This window comes from Ruegeria sp. BHSB172 (genome assembly GCF_059613165.1).
In genome coordinates, this window is record NZ_JBXWRZ010000002.1 from 53235 (window position 1) to 73237 (window position 20003).

A 20003-nucleotide genomic window follows, 5' to 3' on the forward strand; every position below is an offset into this window, starting at 1 on the left:
TTTCACACCACAAATAAATGACACCAGCTTTGACCTAGATTATCCGAGATCGGACCGCAGTGGAGCTGCATCTCGAAGTACGGCAACAAATATCTTCATGAATGAAATCTGCTGTCGCCAATGACACTGGTCCTACTCGAATCCAATCTAAAGTAACGGAAGGGCGCATAGACGTGCTGCGTCAGCTCGCGTGGGTCCGCTGTGGCTATCTGGGTCCAAAGCTCCAAGACGCCCTCCGCGTCCAGCATGGCCTTGCTCTCGATCTGCCTGCGACCCTCCGTGATGGCCTCGGCAACTCTAACATTGTCCAACAGGCGCGGCCCTTGGACGTGGGGCTGCTTGTAGCCCGCTGTACGGGCCGCTCCGATGGCGTTGGGGTCGGCCAGGTATGCCAGCACGAAATCACGCTGCCGCACGGTCAGATCGAACTGATCTAGCCATGTGGTGTCTGCGAGTGCGAGATTGTCGGTCGTGCTGCTCATTCCAGGGGCGGGCCTCTTGCGCCTCAATATTGGTGTCAAAGTAAGCGACAAATCGCAATCGGGCAACAATCTTCATGCGACCCGGCCTCTATCATCATCATCAATCTAGTTTGTTTATTTCTTTCTTTAGTGACCCCGGCGTGACCCCGGCGTGACCCCGTTCCTGACCCCGGCTTGACCCTGGAGTTACGTTTTACCTAACAAATTCCGATACTTATCTGACCCCGACCTTGACCCCGGCTTGACCCCGATCCTGACCCCGATCTTGACCCCGGAGCGACCCCGGAGCGACCCCGGAAGCGCAAAATACTATTTTATAACAGGTATTTATTTGACCCCGATCTTGACCCCAACCCTGACCCCGGCTTGCGCCCGATTTTTTCACCTGCGGTCCTTATCTTTTTTGTTGCAAATTGCAACATGTCTTTCCAAGAGTGAAACACAAGAGGCAGAAAATGGAAAAGATCATCGAACCGAATTGGTCGCTTTGGCACTGTAGTAACAAACCCAAACGCTCGACCGAACCGTTGCGCACCCGCTTGGTATCGTCAGCCCTAGAACACTCACCCTTCCCCTCAAAAATCAGTCGCAATGAACACTGAGCCACATCCAACACACTGCAATGCTGCAGAAAGCAAAGGGAAGAAATACCGAACGAACGCTGGCGAATTTTAACGGCGAAGGACGTACGGAGCAAAATATGAGACTACGCATCAAGGAAGCTCGCCTCGCGAAAGGCCTGAAGCAAGAGGAAGTCGCGGAACGGATCGGCTTGTCTCGCTCGTATTTCGCGCAATTGGAAAGCGGAACTCGACAGCTTACACCGCGAAAACAGGTCGCTATCGCGGAAGTTCTCGGCGTAGATCCAACCGATCTTGTCGACTTCAGCGCTCCCGACAAGGATGACGAGGCCCTTCTTATTGAAGCCTTCCGCTCGCTGTCCCCAGAACAAAGAAAAGCTTGGCTTGAGTGGGCGCGGGTAGCGATAGGATCCAAGGAAGACGCTAAGTGAAGGTTAGCAGCCGGAAGCCTCGCTCTGCCCCCCTGCTAACCAAGCCAAAACTCGCTGCTGCCATGGAAACACCCCTTCTATTCTCGACTCCCCCTTTGCGATACGGGGCTCGCGGCGACCGACCAATAGTCAGCGACAGATTCTGAAGGACTCTAGGGCCAGTCTGGTGAAGGTCGAGGATCTGGAAAACCTGATCGAAGGAAGAGCGGCCTAATACTTCAAGATGGGGGGGCCAATGGGGGGGCTGCGAAAGCGGCCCCTCTTTTTTGTCTTTGTTTTACAGGTATTTGGCTGATTTTCGTGGTGCGGGCGGTGGGACTCGAACCCACACGGCACAAAGGCCTTCGGATTTTAAGTCCGATATGTCTACCATTCCATCACGCCCGCAGACGGCCAGAGGCGCGAAGCACCAGGGCCGAACTGCGGAACACTTACAGCTAACTTGCGGGATTGCAAAGCCCGTGAGGGAAGGGGCGCCGTCGGCGGGTTCTCGGCGTAGTGGGTGCATCAACCTTGGCCCCCACCCGAACCCAGCCAGATCGAGGATTTCCGCATATGCAGGCTGAAGTCGCCTTGACAGAACGAACTGCGTCGCATCTCGTCATCCGGAACACGCTGGAAAACCGAGATGCAAGTCGCCAAGAACGAACATAGGGGCGGATCCAAGCTGATACCATCGGCCCCATACCCATCGACCGATCCTGAAAAGGTGTCGGATCTGATCGCCCGGTGTCCGGTCGCGTCCCGCACTCCTCTGGTGGACGGCAGCGCGCTGGCGCCCGTGGCCAGCCTTTGGATCAAGGACGAGCGTGCGCGGATGAATCTTGGGTCGTTCAAGGCCTTGGGCGCAGCCTACGTGATCGCAAGTCACGCGAATGCTGTGTCCGGGCAACCCGACGGCACCACCCTGAATGGGCGTACCTATGTCACCGCCAGCGCCGGCAATCACGGGCTCAGCATGGCGGCCGGTGCGCGCGTCTTCGGCGCCCGGGCCGTCGTCTTCATCGCGGACACGGTACCCGAAAGCTTTGCCGAGCGCCTGCGTGATCAAGGGGCCAGTGTCGTCCGGGCGGGGAATGACTATGCCGCCAGCATGTCCGCCGCCAGCGCTGCCGCGTCGCGGAATGGCTGGACCCTGCTGTCGGACAGTTCCTGGGAGGGATACACCGACCTGCCTCATCTGCTGATGGAGGGCTATCTGCAGATGGCGGTCGAAACGGTCGGGCAATGCCCCGAGGTGCCGACGGTGATCCTGTTGCAGGCCGGGGTCGGCGGCATGGCTGCCGCGGCGGCGGCCTATTTCCGCAAGGTTTGGGGTGATGTCCCCAGGATCGTCGTGGTGGAACCTGACGCCGCGCCTGCCCTTCAGGCAAGTATCGCCGCCGGGCAATGCGTGTTTGCCGACGGCCCGGACAGCATCATGGGGCGGCTGGACTGCAAGGAACCTTCGTTGATCGCACTGAACGGTCTCGCGCGGGATGCTGATGTGTTCCTGACTGTGACGGACGAGGACGTCGTCGCGCAGCTTCCAGCGATGGCGCGGGCCGGGCTTGCAACCACGGCTTCGGGCGGCGCGGGGCTTGCTGCGGTCATGGACGACACAATGCGCTCGGCCCTGGAAATCGGCACCGATGACCGCGTACTATGCATCCTGACCGAGCGACCCGCATGAGGGGGTTCGACCGAACAGAATACCAGGCCCGCACCCAGCGCGCACAACGTCGGATGGCAGAACTCGAGGTCGATGCTCTGCTTCTGACCACGGAGCCCGAAGTCCGGTATTTCTCGGGGTTTATTACCCGGTTCTGGGAAAGCCCCACGCGTCCATGGTTTCTGGTCATCCCCGCCCAGGGCGACCCTGTCGCCGTGATCCCGTCGATCGGGGCCGCGCTGATGGGGCGAACCTGGATCAAAGACATCCGCACCTGGAGCGCACCCGACCTGTCCGACGACGGCGTATCGCTGTTGGCCGACTTGCTGCGCGAAGTCGTGGCCGACAAGGGCCGGATCGGCTGCCCCGACGGGCACGAAACCCATCTGCGCATGCCTCTGTCCGATTTCCGTCGGTTGCAGGACCAAATCGGCCAACGTCGGATCACCGGCGATCACGGTATTCTGCGCGACCTGCGGATGGTTAAATCCGCCACCGAAATCGCCAAGATCCAGACCGCCTGCGCTATAGCCGGACGCGCCTTCGACCGGGTGCCCGAAATTGCATCCGCAGGTGTGCCGCTGGCGCAGGTTTTCCGCGCCTTCCAGATGCTGTGCCTCGAGGAGGGGGCCGATTGGGTGCCGTACCTTGCCGGTGGGGCTGGCCATGGCGGCTATGGCGACGTGATCTCGCCCGCGTCCGAGAGCCCCCTGGCGCCAGGGGACATACTGATGCTGGACACCGGTCTGGTATGGGACGGCTACTTTTGCGATTTCGACCGCAACTGGTCGGTCGGCCCGCCCGAACCGGCCGTCAGCACGGCGCATGCGCGGTTGGTCGACGCGATCGAAGCAGGTTTTGACGCGGCACGGCCCGGAGCGACGGCCGCAGACCTGTTCCAAGCGATGAACGACATTCTGACCGATGGCGGACCCGGCACCCAGGCCGGGCGCCTGGGGCATGGGCTGGGCATGTCCCTGACCGAATGGCCATCGCTGATTCCCACCGACACAACGGTTCTGCGGCCAGGGATGGTGCTGACGCTCGAACCGGGTATCGCCGTCCCGGGCGGGATTCTCGTTCACGAAGAAAACATTGTGATCACCGAGAACGGCGCCCGGTTTCTTAGCCCGCGCGCCGGGCGCGAGGTGCCCCGGATATGACCACATTGCCCTACGCACTCGACGTGGAAGACCACGCCAACCGACCGATGGGCTTGATCGTTCTGCAGGCCGACGAAACCATCGAAGGCGACTTCAGGCGTCTGTTCGCGGAAAGCTCCGCACCGCTTCATGTTGCGCGCATCCCCAGCGGGCTGGAGGTGACGCCCCAGACGCTGAGCCGAATGAAGCAGGCCCTGCCGGCGGCCGCGGACCTGTTTCCGAAGGGCCGCGAATACGGCGTTGTGGGCTATGGCTGCACGTCGGCCAGTTCGGTGATCGGATCGGCCGAGGTCGAATCTCTTGTCCGCGGATCCTGCGTCACCCGTTCGGTAACCGACCCACTGCGTGCGACGATCGCCCGCGCTTGCGACTTGGGCGTTTCGCGGTTTGCCCTGTTGTCCCCCTATGTCGAGGAAGTCAGCGACTCGTTGCGAACAGCCTTCTCGACCGCCGGGCTTTCGACCGATGTATTCGGCACTTTCTGCGTGGCAGAAGAGTCGAAAGTGGCGCGGATTTCGTGTTCGTCGATCGTCGAGGCGGCGGTTGCACTTGGGCAAGACAGCGCGGTTGATGCGGTATTTCTGAGTTGCACGAACTTGCGAACCCTGGATGCGATCCCTCACGTTCAGGCCCTCATCCGCAAGCCGGTCCTGTCCAGCAACACGGCGCTTGCATGGCATATGGCACGGCTAAACGATGATCGGTTCCCCTGAAACTCACGGCCGTTTCCGCGCTGGGACGATTAAATTGGTTGCAAGCCGCCGGACGCTACGTTTTAATTTGGTGCAGGATCAATGGAATCCGGGCCAACCGGATCTGGAATTGACGCGACAGGGGGTCTTGTGACCGAAACAACCAGCGACGCCGCGTTTGTCGAATTTCGGCGCGTGCAAAAATCATATGACGGCGAAACGCTCGTCGTGAAAGATCTCAATCTTGCCATGCCGAAAGGCGAATTTCTGACCATGCTGGGCCCGTCGGGCTCGGGCAAGACGACTTGCCTGATGATGCTGGCCGGGTTCGAAACCGCCACCCATGGCGAAATTCTTCTGGGCGGCAAGCCGATCAACAACATTCCGCCGCACAAGCGCGGGATCGGCATGGTGTTCCAAAACTACGCTCTGTTTCCGCATATGACCGTGGCCGAGAACCTCTCGTTCCCGCTTGAAGTGCGCAAGATCGGCAAATCCGAGCGCGAACAGAAGGTGCAGCGGGCGCTGGACATGGTACAGATGGGCGCATTCGGCAATCGCCGGCCGGCGCAGTTGTCGGGGGGCCAACAACAGCGCATCGCCCTGGCGCGGGCGCTCGTGTTTGAGCCGGAACTGGTGCTGATGGACGAGCCGCTGGGCGCGTTGGATAAGCAACTGCGCGAACACATGCAGTTCGAGATTACCCGCCTGGCACACGAGCTGGGCATCACCACGGTCTATGTGACCCATGACCAGACCGAGGCGCTGACGATGTCGGATCGTGTCGCAGTCTTCGATGACGGCCGCATCCAGCAGCTGGCCCCGCCCGATCGACTGTACGAGGAACCGGAAAACAGTTTCGTCGCGCAATTCATCGGCGAAAACAACACCTTGGAAGGTGTGGTGAAGTCCATCAACGGGGACACTTGCATCGTGACCCTGGACGACGGATCGGAAATCGACGCGGTGCCGATCAACGTCCGCCAGCCCGGCGAGCGCACCAAGGTGTCGATCCGGCCCGAGCGGGTCGAGTTCAACAAGGATCGTCTGAGCCCGGACGCGCATACGCTCAAGGCGGTGGTTCGCGAGTTCATCTATATGGGCGACGTATTCCGTTTCCGCATGTCGGTGGCCGGCAATGACGAGTTCATCGTCAAGACCCGCAACGCCCCGGATGCGGTCCGCTTGCAACCCGGCCAGGAGATCGAGATCGGCTGGCTGGCACGAGACTGTCGCGCGCTGGACGCGTGAGCGTCCTGCCGCGCCAGACGGTCAACTTGGAAGGATCGGCCGACGAAAACCCGTGCGTCGGTCGACCAGTGACAACAACGGGGAAAACTGGGAGCTGAACATGAAACCAACAAAATTCCTGCTGTCGGCTGCGGCCGCAGCCATCTCGGCCGGCGCGGCTTCGGCCCAGGACATGGCCCTCGTGTCCTGGGGCGGCGCCTATCAGGCATCGCAGCAAAAAGCCTATGCCGAGCCGTACATGGAAATGAACCCGGGCGTGAACATCGTCTGGGATGAAAGCTCGGCCGAGGCCGTGGCCAAGCTGCGCGCCATGAACGAGGCGGGCAACATCACATGGGATGTGGTCGACGTGGTCGCCTCGGACGCCATTCGCCTGTGTGACGAAGGTCTGGCGATGGAAATCGACCCGGACACCCAACTGGCCCCGGCACCCGATGGCACCACAGCATCCGAGGATTTCGGCGATCTGCTGGTCAGTGATTGCTTCATCCCGCAGATCGTCTATTCGACCACCTTCGGCTATCGCACCGATCTGGTCGGCGACACGCCGCCGGACGACATCTGCGACGTGTTCGACCTCGAGGCCTACCCGGGCAAGCGCTCGCTGGAAAAGCGCCCGATCAACAACATGGAATGGGCGCTGCTGTGCGACGGCGTGGCAAAGGACGAAGTCTATGACGTTCTGGCAACCGACGAAGGTCAGGACCGTGCCCTCAAGAAGCTGGACACCATCAAGGACAGCGTCGTGTGGTGGTCAGCCGGGGCTGACACTCCGCAGTTGCTGGCCGATGGCGAGGTCGTCATGGGCTCGACTTACAATGGCCGTCTGTTCAGCCTGATCGAAGAGCAGAAGCAGCCCGTCGCCATGCTGTGGGATGCGCAGGTGTTCGATCTGGACGGCTGGATCATTCCCGCGGGCCTCAGCGACGAGCGTAAGCAGCGCGCGTTGGACTTTATCTACTTCGCGACCGACACGCAGCGTCTGGCGGATCAGGCCAAGTACATCTCGTACGGCCCGGCACGCAAATCGTCGGCCCCGTTGGTCGGTCAACACGCCGAACTGGGCATCGACATGGCGCCGCACATGCCGACCGATCCGAACAACGCCCAGAACACTTTCCTGTACAACTACGAGTTCTGGGCCGACTACCGCGATGACATCGACGCCAAATTCCAGGCGTGGCTGGCGCAGTAAGCGCAGCTTACACAACTAATAACGGTTGGGGCGGCCTGCCGCCCCAACCCGACCCAAGCTAACCCAAGGGGCACGAATGACTGACGCAAGCCAAACCGCAGGGCCAATGCTGGCGGCGGATGGAACGCCACTGAAACAGTCTCTGGCGCGCTCGCTGAGGCGACAGAAACTGCGCGCACTGTTGTTGATTGCCCCCTTGCTGATCTTCGTTCTGGTCTCGTTTATCGTTCCGATCGGCTCGATGCTGTTCCGTTCGGTGGAAAACAGCATCGTCAAGGACACGCTGCCGCTGACCATCGAGGCCTTGCAAAGCTGGGACGAAAAAAGCGGTGAACTGCCGGACGAAAACGTTTACGAAGCCTTTGTCCGCGACATGATCGTCGCGATCGACAACAAGGAACATACCCGTCTTGGCACGCGGTTGAACTATGAAGAGACCGGCATGTCGTCGCTGTTCCGTCGTTCGGGCAGGCAAATCAAAAAGCTGGACCCCGAAACCGACGGGCCGTTCAAGGACAAGCTGATCGACATCCATGATGGCTGGGGTGACGTGAAGACTTGGCAGGTGATCAAGACCCACGCGGTGCCGATCACCAATGGGTATTTCCTGAACGCAATTGACATGCGACGTACCCCCGAAGGTGCGCAGGCTCAACCCGAAGACAAGCGCATTCTGGTAAAACTGTTCGGCCGCACATTGTTCATGTCGCTGGTCATCACCGGCGCCTGCATACTGCTGGCCTATCCAGTCAGTTACCTGCTGGCGACGCTGCCGATGCGCGTGTCGAACATGCTGATGATCTTGGTTCTGCTGCCGTTCTGGACATCGCTTCTGGTGCGAACTTCCGCCTGGAAGGTCATGTTGCAACAACAGGGCGTGATCAATGACACGCTGGTCTGGCTGGGCCTTGTGGCCGATGACGCGCGATTGATCATCATCAACAACCAGATCGGCACGATCATCGCGATGACGCATATCCTGCTGCCGTTCATGATCCTGCCGATGTACTCGGTGATGCAGACGATCCCGCCATCCTACACTCGCGCGGCCAAATCCATGGGCGCGACGAACTGGACCACGTTCTGGCGGATCTATTTCCCGCAGTCCATTCCGGGCATCGGGGCGGGCTCGATCCTCGTGTTCATTCTGGCCATCGGCTATTACATCACGCCCGAAATCGTCGGCGGCACCAAGGGCGTCTTCATCTCGAACCGGATCGCCTACCACATCTCGTCGTCGCTGAACTGGGGGCTGGCCGCGGCGCTGGGAACGATCCTGCTGGCGGTGGTTCTGATCCTCTATTGGGTCTACGACAAGATCGTGGGCATCGACAACGTGAAGCTGGGATAACCGACATGGCCGCTCTGACTCCGATTTCGCGCAAACCCCTGTCGATGGTCCTGCCCAGCGTCGCCCTGGCCGGAGCCTTCGCCGGTATCTTTGTCGGCGCGGGCAACGGTTCGGTGCCGACCGGCATGATCGGCGGCGCCATTCTGATCGCCGGGCTTGCCTGGATCTACATCGCGCTGCTGAAGAACGAGCGGCTGGCCTATTGGATCAACATCCTTGGCTTCGGCTTGGCTGGCTTTCTGTTCGCGGGCATCGCGGGCGGTATTCTGGGTCTGCTGGGCGGCTGGTTCTTTGTCTGGTTCACATACTGGCTGTACGAGGGCCGGTATCGCCGCAAACTGCTGCCTTACCTGACGGCGCAGCAGGTGTTCTATCACTACTTGTTCCGGGTGATCTGCGGCGCGATCTTCGTATTCCTGATCACTCCGATCCTGGTGGTACTGCCATTGTCGTTCAACGCGCAGGACTTCTTTACCTTCACCCCGGAAATGCTGCGACTGGACCCCGAGGGGTATTCGCTGAAGCATTATCAGGATTTCTTTACCAACAACGAATGGCAGCGCAGCTTCAAGAACTCGCTGATCATCGCACCCATCGCCACGATCATCTCGGTCTCGCTGGGCACGCTGGCCGCCATCGGTCTGAGCCAGTCGCATGTGCCCGGGCGGCGGGCGATCATGGCCATCCTGATTTCGCCGATGATCGTGCCGCTGATCATCTCAGCCACGGGCATGTTCTTCTTCTACAGCGACATCGGGCGGTTCCTCGAGGGCACTCTGGGCATGAACAAGACCTTCGTGGGCTACCTCAAGGTGATCCTGGCCCACGCGGTTCTGGGCATTCCCTTCGTCATCATCACCGTGACCGCCACCCTGGTGGGCTTTGACCGGTCTTTGACGCGGGCCGCCGCGAACATGGGCGCGGGTCCGGTCCGGACCTTCTTCAAGATTCAGATGCCGCTGATCCTGCCCGGTGTGATCTCGGGCGGGCTGTTCGCCTTCATCACCTCGTTCGATGAGGTGGTCGTGGTGCTGTTCGTCGGATCGGCCAGCCAGAAGACCCTGCCCTGGCAGATGTTCACCGGCCTGCGCGAGCAGATCAGCCCCACCATCCTGGCCGTGGCCACGATCCTCGTCGTCATCTCGATCGCGCTGCTGACCACGGTCGAGCTGCTGCGGCGGCGGTCAGAACGTCTGCGCGGGCTGACACCGGCTTGACCGGCGGCATTTGCTGATCTAACGATTTTTCTGTTCACCCTCTGCTGCGATGGCGTCGCAGCACCCAAAGGGGTGATCGGCTCTCGGACCCCGAGACCGCCTGTCCTGTACGCCGGGACATGTGGCCGGGCTTTGCACGTCCGGCAAAGAAACGAGAGAGCACATGACAGACCCTTCAAATCGCCCCGAATTCTTCACCTGCCACAACGGCGACAAGGCGCCCCTGCCCTTCAGCCGGGCCGAGTACGACCGCCGGCTGACCAAACTGCGCGCCATCATGGCGCAGCGGGACATCCCGGTCGTTTTGCTGACCTCGATGCAGAACATCGCCTATTACTCGGGCTTTCTGTACTGTGCCTTCGGCCGGCCCTATGGCTGTGTGGTGACGCAGGACAGCTGCACCACCGTGTCGGCGAATATCGACGCGGGCCAGCCCTGGCGCCGGTCGGTCGAGGACAACGTGATCTACACCGACTGGAAGCGCGACAACTACTGGCGCGCCGTAGCCAGCCTGATCGGGAATGCCCGCCGGATCGGCATCGAAAGCGACCACATGACGCTGGCCGCACGCGATACGGCCCTGGCCATGCTGAACCAGCCCGAGCTTGTGGACATCGCCCCCGACACGATGGCCGCGCGGATGGTCAAATCGGCCGAAGAGATCGAGTTGATCAAGGGCGGTGCACGCACGGCGGATGTGGGCGGCGCGGCCATCCATGCCGCGATCCGTGAAGGTGCCACCGAGATCGAGATTGCCATGGCGGGCCGCGACGCGATGGAGATCGAGATCGCCCGCGCCTATCCCGACGCCGAGTACCGCGACACCTGGGTCTGGTTCCAGTCAGGGCTGAACACCGACGGCGCGCACAACCCGGTCACAAAACGGGCGTTGCAGAAAGGCGATATTCTGTCACTCAACACCTTCCCGATGATCTCGGGTTATTACACGGCGCTGGAACGCACCCTGTTCCTGGGCGAACCCGACGCCGACAGCCTGCGCCTTTGGCAGGCCAATGTCGCCGGCCACGAACTGGGGCTGAGCCTGATCAAACCCGGCGCCACCTGTTCCGGCATTACCGCCGAGATCAACCGGTTCTTCGCCGATCAGGGCCTGCTGCAATACCGCTCGTTCGGATATGGGCATTCCTTCGGCATCCTCAGCCACTATTACGGCCGCGAGGCCGGTCTTGAACTGCGCGAGGACATCGACACGGTGCTCGAGCCGGGCATGGTGGTGTCCATCGAGCCGATGCTGTGGGTTCCCGAAGGTCAGCCCGGCGCGGGCGGCTATCGCGAGCATGACATCCTGGTGGTGCACGAGGATGGGGCCGAGAACATCACCGGCTTTCCTTACGGACCGGAACACAACATCATCGCAGCGTGACAGCCAAGATCGCCGGCGCGTGAGAAGCGCGCGCCGGCCAAGCCAGTCCGAGAGGGGCCTTTGTTCAGACCGGTTGCGGCGCGCAAGCGTACCCTGCCTGCCGCCCGCGTGCCACGGCGCTGATCCATGCCCGGATCAGTCGTCGCTGCGCACCCTCTGACGCTGATGCCCCAAACCGTCGATCCTCAGTTCCATCACGTCTCCATCCCTCAGGTAGACCGGCTGAGGCTTCATTCCCATCCCGACCCCCGGCGGCGTACCCGTCGAGATCACGTCGCCCGGATGCAGAGTGAACAGTTGGCTCAAATGCTCGATGATCTCGGCCACTGTAAAGATCATGGTCGCCGTGTTTCCGGTTTGCATGCGCTTGCCGTTGACTTCAAGCGCCATTCCCAAGGTCTGCGGGTCGGCGATTTCGTCACGCGTCACCAGCCAGGGGCCAGTCGGTCCGAATGTGTCGCAGGATTTTCCTTTGGTCCACTGCCCGGTCAACTGCATCTGGAAATGGCGCTCGGACACGTCATTGACGATGCAATATCCGGCGACGTGGTCCAGCGCGTTTGCACGGTCGACATATTTGGCCGTCTTGCCGATCACCACGCCCAGCTCGATTTCCCAATCGGTATGCGTCGACCCGCGCGGGATCACCACGTCGTCATAGGGACCGACGATGGCCGAATTTGCCTTGAGGAACAGAATGGGATGTTCGGGAATGGCTGCGCCGGTTTCGGCGGCATGGTCCGAGTAGTTCAGACCAATGCACAGGAATTTTCCGATATTCCCGACGCACGGGCCGATCCGCGGGTTGCCCTCGACCAAAGGAAGGGCCTCGGGGTCCAGGCGGCGCAACCGGGCCAGGCTGGCATCATCCAGAGTGTCCCCCGAGATGTCCGCAACATGCGCCGAAAGATCCCTCAATCTGCCTTCGCCGTCCAACAGCGCCGGTTTTTCTGCCCCGGCATCTCCGTAGCGTACAAGTTTCATGTGCCCGACCCTCCACCGTCGTTTTTTTCTCCCCTGCGCCATATTGCCGAATGGGATGCGACGAAACCAAAATCACACCTCGAACATGGTGGTCAACCATTCGTCCGGATTGGATCTTCCAAAGCGGATTGAGCTATTCTCCGGCAAGACCCGGGTAGTGACGCATGCTGCAATTTGCAGCGTGCCGATTAACAACGCGACGGGCAAGACCGCGCTTAATACCTTGAGTGTCGAGGAGATCACTGCCGGTCTGCAAGCCGGCTCGGAGGCAGTGCAGATGTTCCCAAATGGCTTGGCATCAACAAAGCAGGAGGTTGTTGCCAATATGTACAGGGGCTCAGAGAAAAGATCCTGGTGCCCCCACACGGACTCGAACCGCGGACCTACTGATTACAAATCAGTTGCTCTACCAGCTGAGCTATAGGGGCTCCGAATGTCGGTTACCGCCTCGCGTTACAGACTGCAAGCCTGAATCTCCAACTTGTTTGCCGGATCGTATCCGGCAAGACGCGTGGCCGGTCTCGAATTGCCCTGTAGGTTTGACCTCATCCCAAACAGACTGTACCCGGTGAACAAAGACCGGAAACCGCAGGACCGCATCAGCAATGCATCTAGCCATTCATTCTGGCGCAGATTTCACCGACGAGGGCCTTCTGCTTCATGCCCTGCGCGCGAATTCCGACCTTCTGACCGATGTCGGCGTCGTGCTGTATGGACCGCGACGCTGTCGTCAGATGTTCATGTCGCCCTTGCAAGACCTGACCAACGGCCAAGTGGAGCCGGAAACCGTCGATCGACTTCGCAGCTTGATACCGGACGACATCGAGTATCAAAGAACCGTTTTGACATCCCCGGACTTCATCGGAGAGACTCCCACGGCCTTGAGGGATGGGCAATTCTATCCCTTGGCCGGTCAACGCGTGGCATTTCTCGAGCAAACCTTTGCGCCGGCCGGGATTGAGCTTTTTGTCGGCGTGAGGAACCCCGGAAGCTTCATCCCCAAGGTCCTGATGGCCTTGCCGCCCGAGGATCGGGCCGAAACCTTGGCGAACACCGATGTCAGTTGCCTGAGTTGGCTGACGATGATCGAGGACATCCGCGACCTCGCGCCGAACGTGGCCATCACCCTTTGGGCCAACGAAGATCTGCCGGTGATTTTCGGAGATATCGTCTGTGCCATCTGTGGCCTGCCACGCGAAACGCCGATCGAGAACGAATTTGCGCTGCTGGCATCGCTATTGGACGATGAAGGCCGCGACAGGCTGGAAGAACTGATCCGGCCGGAAAACGCGGGTGACCGACCGGCCCTGCTGGCCGATCTTTCCGCCTTGTTCGAAGATCACGCGCTGCCGCATGAGGTTGAGGAAGAACTGGACCTGCCCGGGTGGAATACGGACATCGTCGAGGCCTTTACGGAACTGTATGCACAGGACCTTGCGCGGCTTAAATCCATGCCGGGCATACGTGTTCTGGGCCTCTGAGGCCCGCACCGCCCGGCATGGCACGCCGCGGCTACATGCCCAAAGCTTCCTTGTACATTTCCAACACCGCCTCTTCCTCGGCGATATCGTCCTTGTCGCGCTTGCGCAGCGCGATGACTTTACGCATGACCTTGGTGTCGTAACCGCGGGCCTTGGCCTCGGCCATCACTTCCTTTTGCTGATCGGCGATGTCTTTCTTTTCGGCCTCCAGACGCTCGAACCGCTCGATGAACTGGCGCAACTCGCCAGCGGTGACGCGATAGTTCGCTGCGGCCTGGTTTTCGGTCATGTCTTCCATTGGCGTCTCTCCCAAGTGGTGATTGGTGTTTCCGGCGTGACGGTCACCCTGCCGGATACATCGGGGCGGCAGCGGTCGCAAGAGACCAGCCAAGCCGTGACTTGTGCCGCCCCGGACGATCCGGTATCCGCAACTGCACGGCATGAAACACGAGGCGAGCCATGTTCGACTTTTTCATCTGGGGCGGCGCAAGCCTGTCCGTCGCGGGGCTTACAGGCTTGGTCTGGTGCATCCTTCGCGTGATGAAGGCGCGCAGGTCAAACCTGTCGGATGACGAACTGCGCGCAACGGTCCAAGGCGTTCTCCCCTGGAACTTGGGCGCGCTGTTTCTATCCGTCATCGGGCTGATGCTGGTGATACTGGGGATTTCCCTGGGCTGAAGGCCCTCTCAGATCGGCAGATTGTCGAATTTCGCCTCAAGGGCGTCCTCAGCCAAGGCGGCATCCAACAGGCGCAGTCGAGTCGGGACGGGCACGCCTTCCGCGCGCATGCGATCAATGACCTTGCTTACCGACGGCTGAAGGGCCAGGCGTGTTTCCAGGTTTGCCCCACGCAATTTTCTTTCCAACCTCGCGATCTCGGCAGAGAAATCATGTGCAGTCATCGGCATCCTCCCGCATGTTGCCAGCATCCCTGATATGGGGAGGGGCTTTGCGAACCGCCATCCAAGCCTCGGCCCTCTGGCAGGTTTTTGCGCATCGCGAGCCCCTCACCAAGAAATGATACCATGGATACTACACCATCATGACGCAACGGCCCTTGACGGACATCAAAAACGGTCTGACCCTAACAGTCCCGTGAAAACTGGACAGAACCGGAAACGCAGCCTAAAGCTTCGGCATGGAAATTCGCCAAATCACGCCCCGCTATTCAGTTTCACCGCAGATCACGGTCGAGGACATCCCTGCGATCAAGGCTGCGGGTTTTGCAAAGGTCATCTGCAACAGGCCCAATGCCGAAGTGCCGCCGCACATGCAGTCCGACGTGATCGGACGCGCCATACGCGAGGCCGGACTGGAGTTCGAGGTGCTGGAACTGACTCATCAGACGATGACTCCGGTCAACGTGTCCCACCAGAAAACGCTGATCGAAAGCGGCCCCGGTCCGGTTCTGGCCTATTGCGCATCAGGTACGCGGTGCTCGGTTGTCTGGGCACTTGGGCAGACGGACAGCCTGCCGGTGGACGAGATTCTCGAAGCCACCCGCAAGGCCGGGTATGAACTTGAACAGCTCCGCCCGGCCTTGGAACAGATGCGCCCGACCGCCTGATCGCCGGACTTTCCCGTCAAGAAGACGAACGGGTCACGGGCAAGCCCGACAATTCCGAGATCTTCTCGGCCAGCTGATCCGTTCCGATCGCATCCAGGTCGTCGCGGTCCAGTTCGGACACAGACGTTTCCGAGACCAGAACGTCATGTCCCGACTCGGATTCGTCCACCTGCAGGGGCTCTGATTTGTCAGGGCCGAACCTGTTCCCCGCATGCTCGACAAATGCCCCGGCATCCTTGGCCGAAACGGACGGGCTCACTGTTTTGCCAGTCAGACGCAGGGCGCGCATGCCGCCGCATTGGCCCAATCGGCCAGTGCCCACACGCGCCCGATCGATGGACAATACATCGATTTGCCCCAGCCCAGCCCCCGTCAGCGGCAGCACATCTCCGGCGCTCAACCCGGAGAGTTCCGCCAAGGGCAATTGCAACCGGGTGATCACGGCGTTCAGTTCCGCCCGCATGATGCCCGCGGCCTCGGCCAGAAGCTTCTTGGCGGGGTTGCTGCGTGAATCGTCAGGGCCCGGACCGTCCGACGGATCGGGCAACAGCATGACGGCCATCCCCTGCCGGGCACCTCGGCCCAGTTCGACGGTCAGCTCATATCGGCCGTATGCCTCCTGGACCAAGGCCAGGGAAACCGCCCTCAGATCCGCCGCGCGTGAGACGTATTCATACCCCGACAGCAGCGCGACATCCTGCGGATCCTCAAGCAATTCCGTCGCGCGGGCGAACATGCCGTCGATCAGCGGCGCGACGATTGCGGCATCGGTATCGGTGAAGAGGCGCGGCTCGGGCGGATCGGGCAAGACCTCGCCAATCGTCTGTTGCTGGATCACAGCCGACACCAAACCCGGATCGAGTGCAACAGCTGCAAGGCGCTCCTCACCGGCAGCGACCAGCAGAAACAGCCAGCTTTCATCCAGCCCTTCGGTCAGGTTTTCGGACTTGCGGCCAGCCTGCTTTGCACCGATCACCGAAATCGCAAGGCGAAAACCTTCGACGGCGGACCGCGCCAGCGCCAAACGCAGAGCCCGCAGAACGGCCCGGGACGCCGCCATCGCACCACGCTGAGTCGCAGACAATTTGCGCGCCAGCACAGAGCTGACCGATTTCGACATCACATCGTTCCATCGTTTTGAAACACTTCGCCCTCAGGTCTACACCCCGGACCGTTACCAATGTCTTTAGACTGACGTCATTGCGCCGCCTGCCGATGTGCCAGCGGCAAGCTGACCCGAAACGCCGCTCCGCCCTGGCCCGGCAGATAGACGATCTCGCCCCCCAGCCGCTGCATGATCTCGCGGCAGATCGCCAGGCCCAGCCCGGCGCCTCCGGCCTTGTCGAATCCCACACGCGCGAACTTCTCAAACACCATGGACTGCGCATCAGCCGGCACGCCGCTGCCATTGTCGACAAAATCGATCACGAGCTGCCCGCCCACATCATGGGCGGAAATGGTCAGCGTCGGCTCGGCGGCGTCGCAGTATTTCTGCGCATTCGAGATCAGGTTGATGAATACCTGCCCCAGCCGGTCCAGATCAGTGTGCAGTGCAACGCGTTCGGAAGGCAGTGACCGACGCACTTTCAACCGCCGTTCGGCCCCAGCCAAAGCAGTGGACACCGCGCGGTCCAAAACCGTCCGCAGGCTGGCGTCGCCCATGTTCAGATTTACCTGCCCGTTTTCCAGCACGCTGAGATCCAGCAGATCATCCAGAAGGCGGGTCAGGCGCAGCGCCTCGTCATGGATGATGGTGGCGTAGTGGCGGGTTTCATCCGCACTCAGACCGTCGGTATCGCGCATGATCTCGGAAAACGCCCGGATCGAAGTCATGGGCGTGCGCAGTTCGTGGCTGACCTGCCCCAGAAAGGCATCCTTCTGCATTGAAATTTGAGTCAGCTTCTCATTCGCTTCCCGCAGCTTGCGGGCGGTCCGGGTAAGCTCGGCCGATTTCGCCTCGAGCTGGCTGGAGTATTCCAGCAGCTGAGCCGATTCGTCGGCCACCGCCAGAAGGTCCTCGACCGACACCGAAGACCCGCCCACGATCTGCCCGATCATCGCGTGGGCCGTCGCCGCGCCGACCGACCCGCTCAGCTCGCGCTCGAGCCGTTCGAGGAAGCCGGGCGTAGGCTCGGGCAGGCGGCCGCGAACGCCCTGGCGTTCGGCTTCGGCCTGAAAGAACTCCTGCGCGGGGGCTGCGCCAAGTATCCGCTGGGTCATGATCATCAGGTCTTCGCTCTGCGCCACCGATCCGGTCCAACCGCCGGGCGCCACCGAGTGGTCGAACACGTTGACGAACTGCGCGCCCTGAAGGCGTTCCAAAGGGCTGGGAAAGCTGAGCAGTGAAGCCACGCAGAAGGCCAGCGCGTTCAGCGACAGCGACCACAGAACCGTATGGGTCATCGGGTCCAGACCCTCCAACCCGAACAGGGCCTGCGGCCGCAGCCAACCCATGCCGAACGGGCCGTTTTCGATAACGGACGCGGACATGATGCCCCCGCCCATTCCCGGCAGCAGCAGCGTGTAGACCCACAGGCAGAACCCCACGCTCAGCCCGACCAACGCGCCGGTCCGGGTGGCGCCGCGCCAGAACAGCCCGCCGACCAGCGCGGGCAGGATCTGCGAGATCCCGGCAAAGGCCACCAATCCGATCGAGGCCAGCGCCGCCCCGCCGCCGGACAGACGATAGTAGAAAAAGCCCAACGCCATGATCGCGGCGATCGAAATCCGCCGCGCCATCAGAACCACGTTGCGCACATCACCGGAAATCGAGCTGCGCCGCTCGCGCGTGTTCAGCCAGATCGGCATGACCACATGGTTCGACACCATCGTCGACAACGCCATGGCGGTGACGATCACCATTGACGTGGCCGAGGAAAACCCGCCGATGAAGGACAGCATCGCAAGCCAGTCATTGCCCTGCGACAGGGGTACGGTCAGCACGAACAGATCGGGGTTTGACCCGGCCGGCAGCAGATCCAGCCCGACAACGGCGATGGGAACCACGAACAGGCTCATCAACAGCAGGTACAACGGAAAGGCCCAGGCGGCCGTACGCAGATGCGCCTCGTCGTCGTTTTCGACAACCATCACCTGGAACATGCGCGGCAGGCAGACGAAGGCCGCAGCCGACAGGAAGGTGATCGTCATCCACCGCCCCGCATCCACATTCCAGCGCCCGATCTCCGAGGCGTCGATCCGCTCCATCATCGGAGTCACTCCGCCGGCAATGCCCCAGACGACGAAGATGCCCACCGCCAGCAGCGCAAACAATTTGACCACCGATTCCAACGCAATGGCCGTGACCACGCCGTGATGTCGTTCGTTCGCATCGAGGTTGCGGGTGCCGAACAAAATTGCAAACACCGCCAGCCCGGCCGCCACCCAGAACACGCTGGCCCCTTCGCGGTATAGGCCCGACGGGTCAGCCTCGGCGAAGATCGAGAAGGACAACGTGATCGACTGCAACTGAAGCGCGATATACGGGGTGCCCCCCAGCACGGCTAGGATCGTGACGCAGATCGCCAGCGTGTTCGACTTGCCGTAGCGCGACGAGATCAGGTCGGCGATCGAGGTCACCCGCTGACTGCGCCCCACCCGCACAAGTTTGCGCAGGCCCCACCACCAGCTGATCATCACCAGGGTCGGACCAAGATAGATCGTGACGAATTCCAAACCCGACCGGGCCGCGCTGCCCACGGCGCCATAGAACGTCCAGGCCGTGCAGTAGATCGACAGCGACAGGGTGTAGATCAAGGGCGAGCGCAGCCAGCGGCCGCGTCCGGCCGCGGCCATCCGGTCGGCTGCGAAGGCGACGCCGAATAGCAGCACCACATAGCCCAGACAGACCAGGATCAGAATGTTCATGGTCGCCATGGGGCACCCTCAGAACTGGCGTCTTCACGCGCAGCCATGCGCCGCGCCGCCAGACCGAACAGGAAACTGACCGCGATCATCCCGGCCCAGCTGATGAAGATGTACAGCATGGCGGACGACAGTGGCATCCCCTGCCCCTCGACATCGGCGCGCGGCCACAACAACGGGATCACGACCAGAGCAGCGCCCAGAAAGGGCAGCATTCGCGCCGCATCCGCCAACCGGCGGCGGCGATAGCTTTGGCGCTCCAAAAAGACCGACGGGCGCGGCCCCTCTGCTGTCGGTCGCTCGGGGCCGGGCGCGCTCATGACCGCGACGCCTGTGCGTACAGGTCTCGTACGGCGGTCAGCACTTCGACATTCGAAAACGGTTTGGTCATGAACCGGCTGACCCCGGCCTTCTCGGCCATCTCGCGGTCGCGCGATTGTCCGCGGGCGGTCAGCATCAGGACCGGCAGCGCCTTCATGTCGGCGTGCTCGCGCAGTTCGCGCAGCACGTCCATGCCGCTTTTGCCGGGCAGCATCACGTCCAATATGACCAGATCGGGCCGCGCAGCCAGAATCGTCTCGACCGCGTTCCCACCTTCGGCATGGGTTTCCACCACCCACCCTTCGCGGGTCAGCAGAAACCGGATGGCCTCGGTGATGTTCGGCTCATCCTCGATCAAAAGAACCCTGCGGCTCATGTTGGTATTCCC

At 61.3% G+C, this 20003-nt stretch carries 20 protein-coding genes and 2 tRNA genes; 12 read left to right on the plus strand and 10 right to left on the minus strand.

Annotated elements, in window-relative coordinates; all coding sequences use genetic code 11:
- Positions 1-95 precede the first annotated feature (95 nt).
- Positions 96-482 carry a terminase small subunit gene (locus AC2FM3_RS01265; protein WP_496678436.1) on the minus strand — a complete coding sequence of 129 codons (387 nt, stop codon included), beginning with the start codon at positions 480-482 and terminating at the stop codon, positions 96-98.
- A gap of 622 nt (positions 483-1104) precedes the next feature.
- Between AC2FM3_RS01265 and AC2FM3_RS01270 the strand changes: the two genes are divergently transcribed.
- A complete protein-coding gene (locus tag AC2FM3_RS01270) occupies positions 1105-1494 on the plus strand; it encodes a helix-turn-helix domain-containing protein (protein ID WP_496678437.1) in 390 nt (129 codons plus the stop codon).
- Positions 1495-1795: 301 nt separating this feature from the next.
- On the opposite strand, the gene AC2FM3_RS01275 is transcribed toward AC2FM3_RS01270, so the two are convergent.
- Positions 1796-1881 (minus strand) — tRNA-Leu (locus AC2FM3_RS01275).
- A gap of 241 nt (positions 1882-2122) precedes the next feature.
- Between AC2FM3_RS01275 and AC2FM3_RS01280 the strand changes: the two genes are divergently transcribed.
- The 8 genes from AC2FM3_RS01280 (at position 2123) to AC2FM3_RS01315 (ending at position 11398) form a co-directional block, all read left to right on the plus strand.
- Positions 2123-3166 (plus strand): pyridoxal-phosphate dependent enzyme, encoded by a 1044-nt coding sequence (locus AC2FM3_RS01280; protein ID WP_496678439.1) that lies wholly within the window; start codon positions 2123-2125, stop codon positions 3164-3166.
- On the plus strand, positions 3163-4308 hold the full coding sequence (locus tag AC2FM3_RS01285; RefSeq protein WP_496678441.1) for a M24 family metallopeptidase: 1146 nt from the start codon (positions 3163-3165) through the stop codon (positions 4306-4308). The genes AC2FM3_RS01280 and AC2FM3_RS01285 overlap by 4 nt, the downstream gene beginning before the upstream one ends.
- Entirely contained in the window at positions 4305-5021 is a 717-nt protein-coding gene (locus AC2FM3_RS01290) for a maleate cis-trans isomerase family protein (RefSeq protein ID WP_496678446.1), read from the plus strand. The genes AC2FM3_RS01285 and AC2FM3_RS01290 overlap by 4 nt, the downstream gene beginning before the upstream one ends.
- A 129-nt stretch (positions 5022-5150) precedes the next feature.
- Positions 5151-6251 carry an ABC transporter ATP-binding protein gene (locus AC2FM3_RS01295; protein WP_496678447.1) on the plus strand — a complete coding sequence of 367 codons (1101 nt, stop codon included), beginning with the start codon at positions 5151-5153 and terminating at the stop codon, positions 6249-6251.
- Positions 6252-6351: 100 nt separating this feature from the next.
- A complete protein-coding gene (locus AC2FM3_RS01300; protein ID WP_496678449.1) occupies positions 6352-7446 on the plus strand; it encodes an extracellular solute-binding protein in 1095 nt (364 codons plus the stop codon).
- A 76-nt stretch (positions 7447-7522) separates the two neighbouring features.
- Positions 7523-8797, plus strand: a complete 1275-nt coding sequence (locus AC2FM3_RS01305; RefSeq protein WP_496678450.1) for an ABC transporter permease — start codon at positions 7523-7525, stop codon at positions 8795-8797.
- A gap of 5 nt (positions 8798-8802) precedes the next feature.
- Positions 8803-10014, plus strand: a complete 1212-nt coding sequence (locus tag AC2FM3_RS01310) for an ABC transporter permease (RefSeq protein WP_496678452.1) — start codon at positions 8803-8805, stop codon at positions 10012-10014.
- A gap of 163 nt (positions 10015-10177) precedes the next feature.
- Entirely contained in the window at positions 10178-11398 is a 1221-nt protein-coding gene (locus AC2FM3_RS01315; protein WP_496678453.1) for an aminopeptidase P family protein, read from the plus strand.
- A gap of 135 nt (positions 11399-11533) precedes the next feature.
- Here the strand turns inward: AC2FM3_RS01315 and AC2FM3_RS01320 are convergent, their stop codons facing one another.
- Positions 11534-12382 (minus strand): fumarylacetoacetate hydrolase family protein, encoded by an 849-nt coding sequence (locus AC2FM3_RS01320; RefSeq protein WP_496678455.1) that lies wholly within the window; start codon positions 12380-12382, stop codon positions 11534-11536.
- A gap of 352 nt (positions 12383-12734) precedes the next feature.
- Positions 12735-12810: transfer RNA gene (locus AC2FM3_RS01325), tRNA-Thr, on the minus strand.
- A 177-nt stretch (positions 12811-12987) separates the two neighbouring features.
- Here AC2FM3_RS01325 and AC2FM3_RS01330 point away from each other — a divergent pair.
- Positions 12988-13863, plus strand: coding sequence for a hypothetical protein (locus AC2FM3_RS01330; protein WP_496678457.1), 876 nt, complete (start codon positions 12988-12990; stop codon positions 13861-13863).
- 31 nt (positions 13864-13894) lie between these two features.
- Here AC2FM3_RS01330 and AC2FM3_RS01335 read toward each other — a convergent pair whose 3' ends face one another.
- Positions 13895-14161 (minus strand): DUF2312 domain-containing protein, encoded by a 267-nt coding sequence (locus tag AC2FM3_RS01335; protein WP_149777019.1) that lies wholly within the window; start codon positions 14159-14161, stop codon positions 13895-13897.
- Between the two features lie 161 nt (positions 14162-14322).
- Here AC2FM3_RS01335 and AC2FM3_RS01340 point away from each other — a divergent pair, with 161 nt between their 5' ends.
- Positions 14323-14541, plus strand: a complete 219-nt coding sequence (locus AC2FM3_RS01340) for a hypothetical protein (protein ID WP_496678459.1) — start codon at positions 14323-14325, stop codon at positions 14539-14541.
- Positions 14542-14549: 8 nt separating this feature from the next.
- Here the strand turns inward: AC2FM3_RS01340 and AC2FM3_RS01345 are convergent, their stop codons facing one another.
- The gene (locus AC2FM3_RS01345) at positions 14550-14765 is read right to left on the minus strand and encodes a hypothetical protein (protein ID WP_496678461.1); all 216 of its coding nucleotides are present in this window, start codon (positions 14763-14765) and stop codon (positions 14550-14552) included.
- 236 nt (positions 14766-15001) lie between these two features.
- Between AC2FM3_RS01345 and AC2FM3_RS01350 the strand changes: the two genes are divergently transcribed.
- Positions 15002-15430 carry a protein tyrosine phosphatase family protein gene (locus AC2FM3_RS01350; RefSeq protein WP_496678463.1) on the plus strand — a complete coding sequence of 143 codons (429 nt, stop codon included), beginning with the start codon at positions 15002-15004 and terminating at the stop codon, positions 15428-15430.
- A gap of 16 nt (positions 15431-15446) precedes the next feature.
- Here AC2FM3_RS01350 and AC2FM3_RS01355 read toward each other — a convergent pair whose 3' ends face one another.
- The 4 genes from AC2FM3_RS01355 to AC2FM3_RS01370 form a co-directional block, all read right to left on the minus strand.
- Positions 15447-16550, minus strand: coding sequence for a flagellar motor switch protein FliM (locus AC2FM3_RS01355; RefSeq protein ID WP_496678464.1), 1104 nt, complete (start codon positions 16548-16550; stop codon positions 15447-15449).
- A 77-nt stretch (positions 16551-16627) separates the two neighbouring features.
- A complete protein-coding gene (locus AC2FM3_RS01360; protein ID WP_496678466.1) occupies positions 16628-19306 on the minus strand; it encodes an ATP-binding protein in 2679 nt (892 codons plus the stop codon).
- A complete protein-coding gene (locus AC2FM3_RS01365) occupies positions 19294-19614 on the minus strand; it encodes a hypothetical protein (RefSeq protein ID WP_496678468.1) in 321 nt (106 codons plus the stop codon). The genes AC2FM3_RS01360 and AC2FM3_RS01365 overlap by 13 nt, the downstream gene beginning before the upstream one ends.
- Entirely contained in the window at positions 19611-19991 is a 381-nt protein-coding gene (locus tag AC2FM3_RS01370; RefSeq protein ID WP_496678470.1) for a response regulator transcription factor, read from the minus strand. The genes AC2FM3_RS01365 and AC2FM3_RS01370 overlap by 4 nt, the downstream gene beginning before the upstream one ends.
- Positions 19992-20003: the final 12 nt, after the last annotated feature.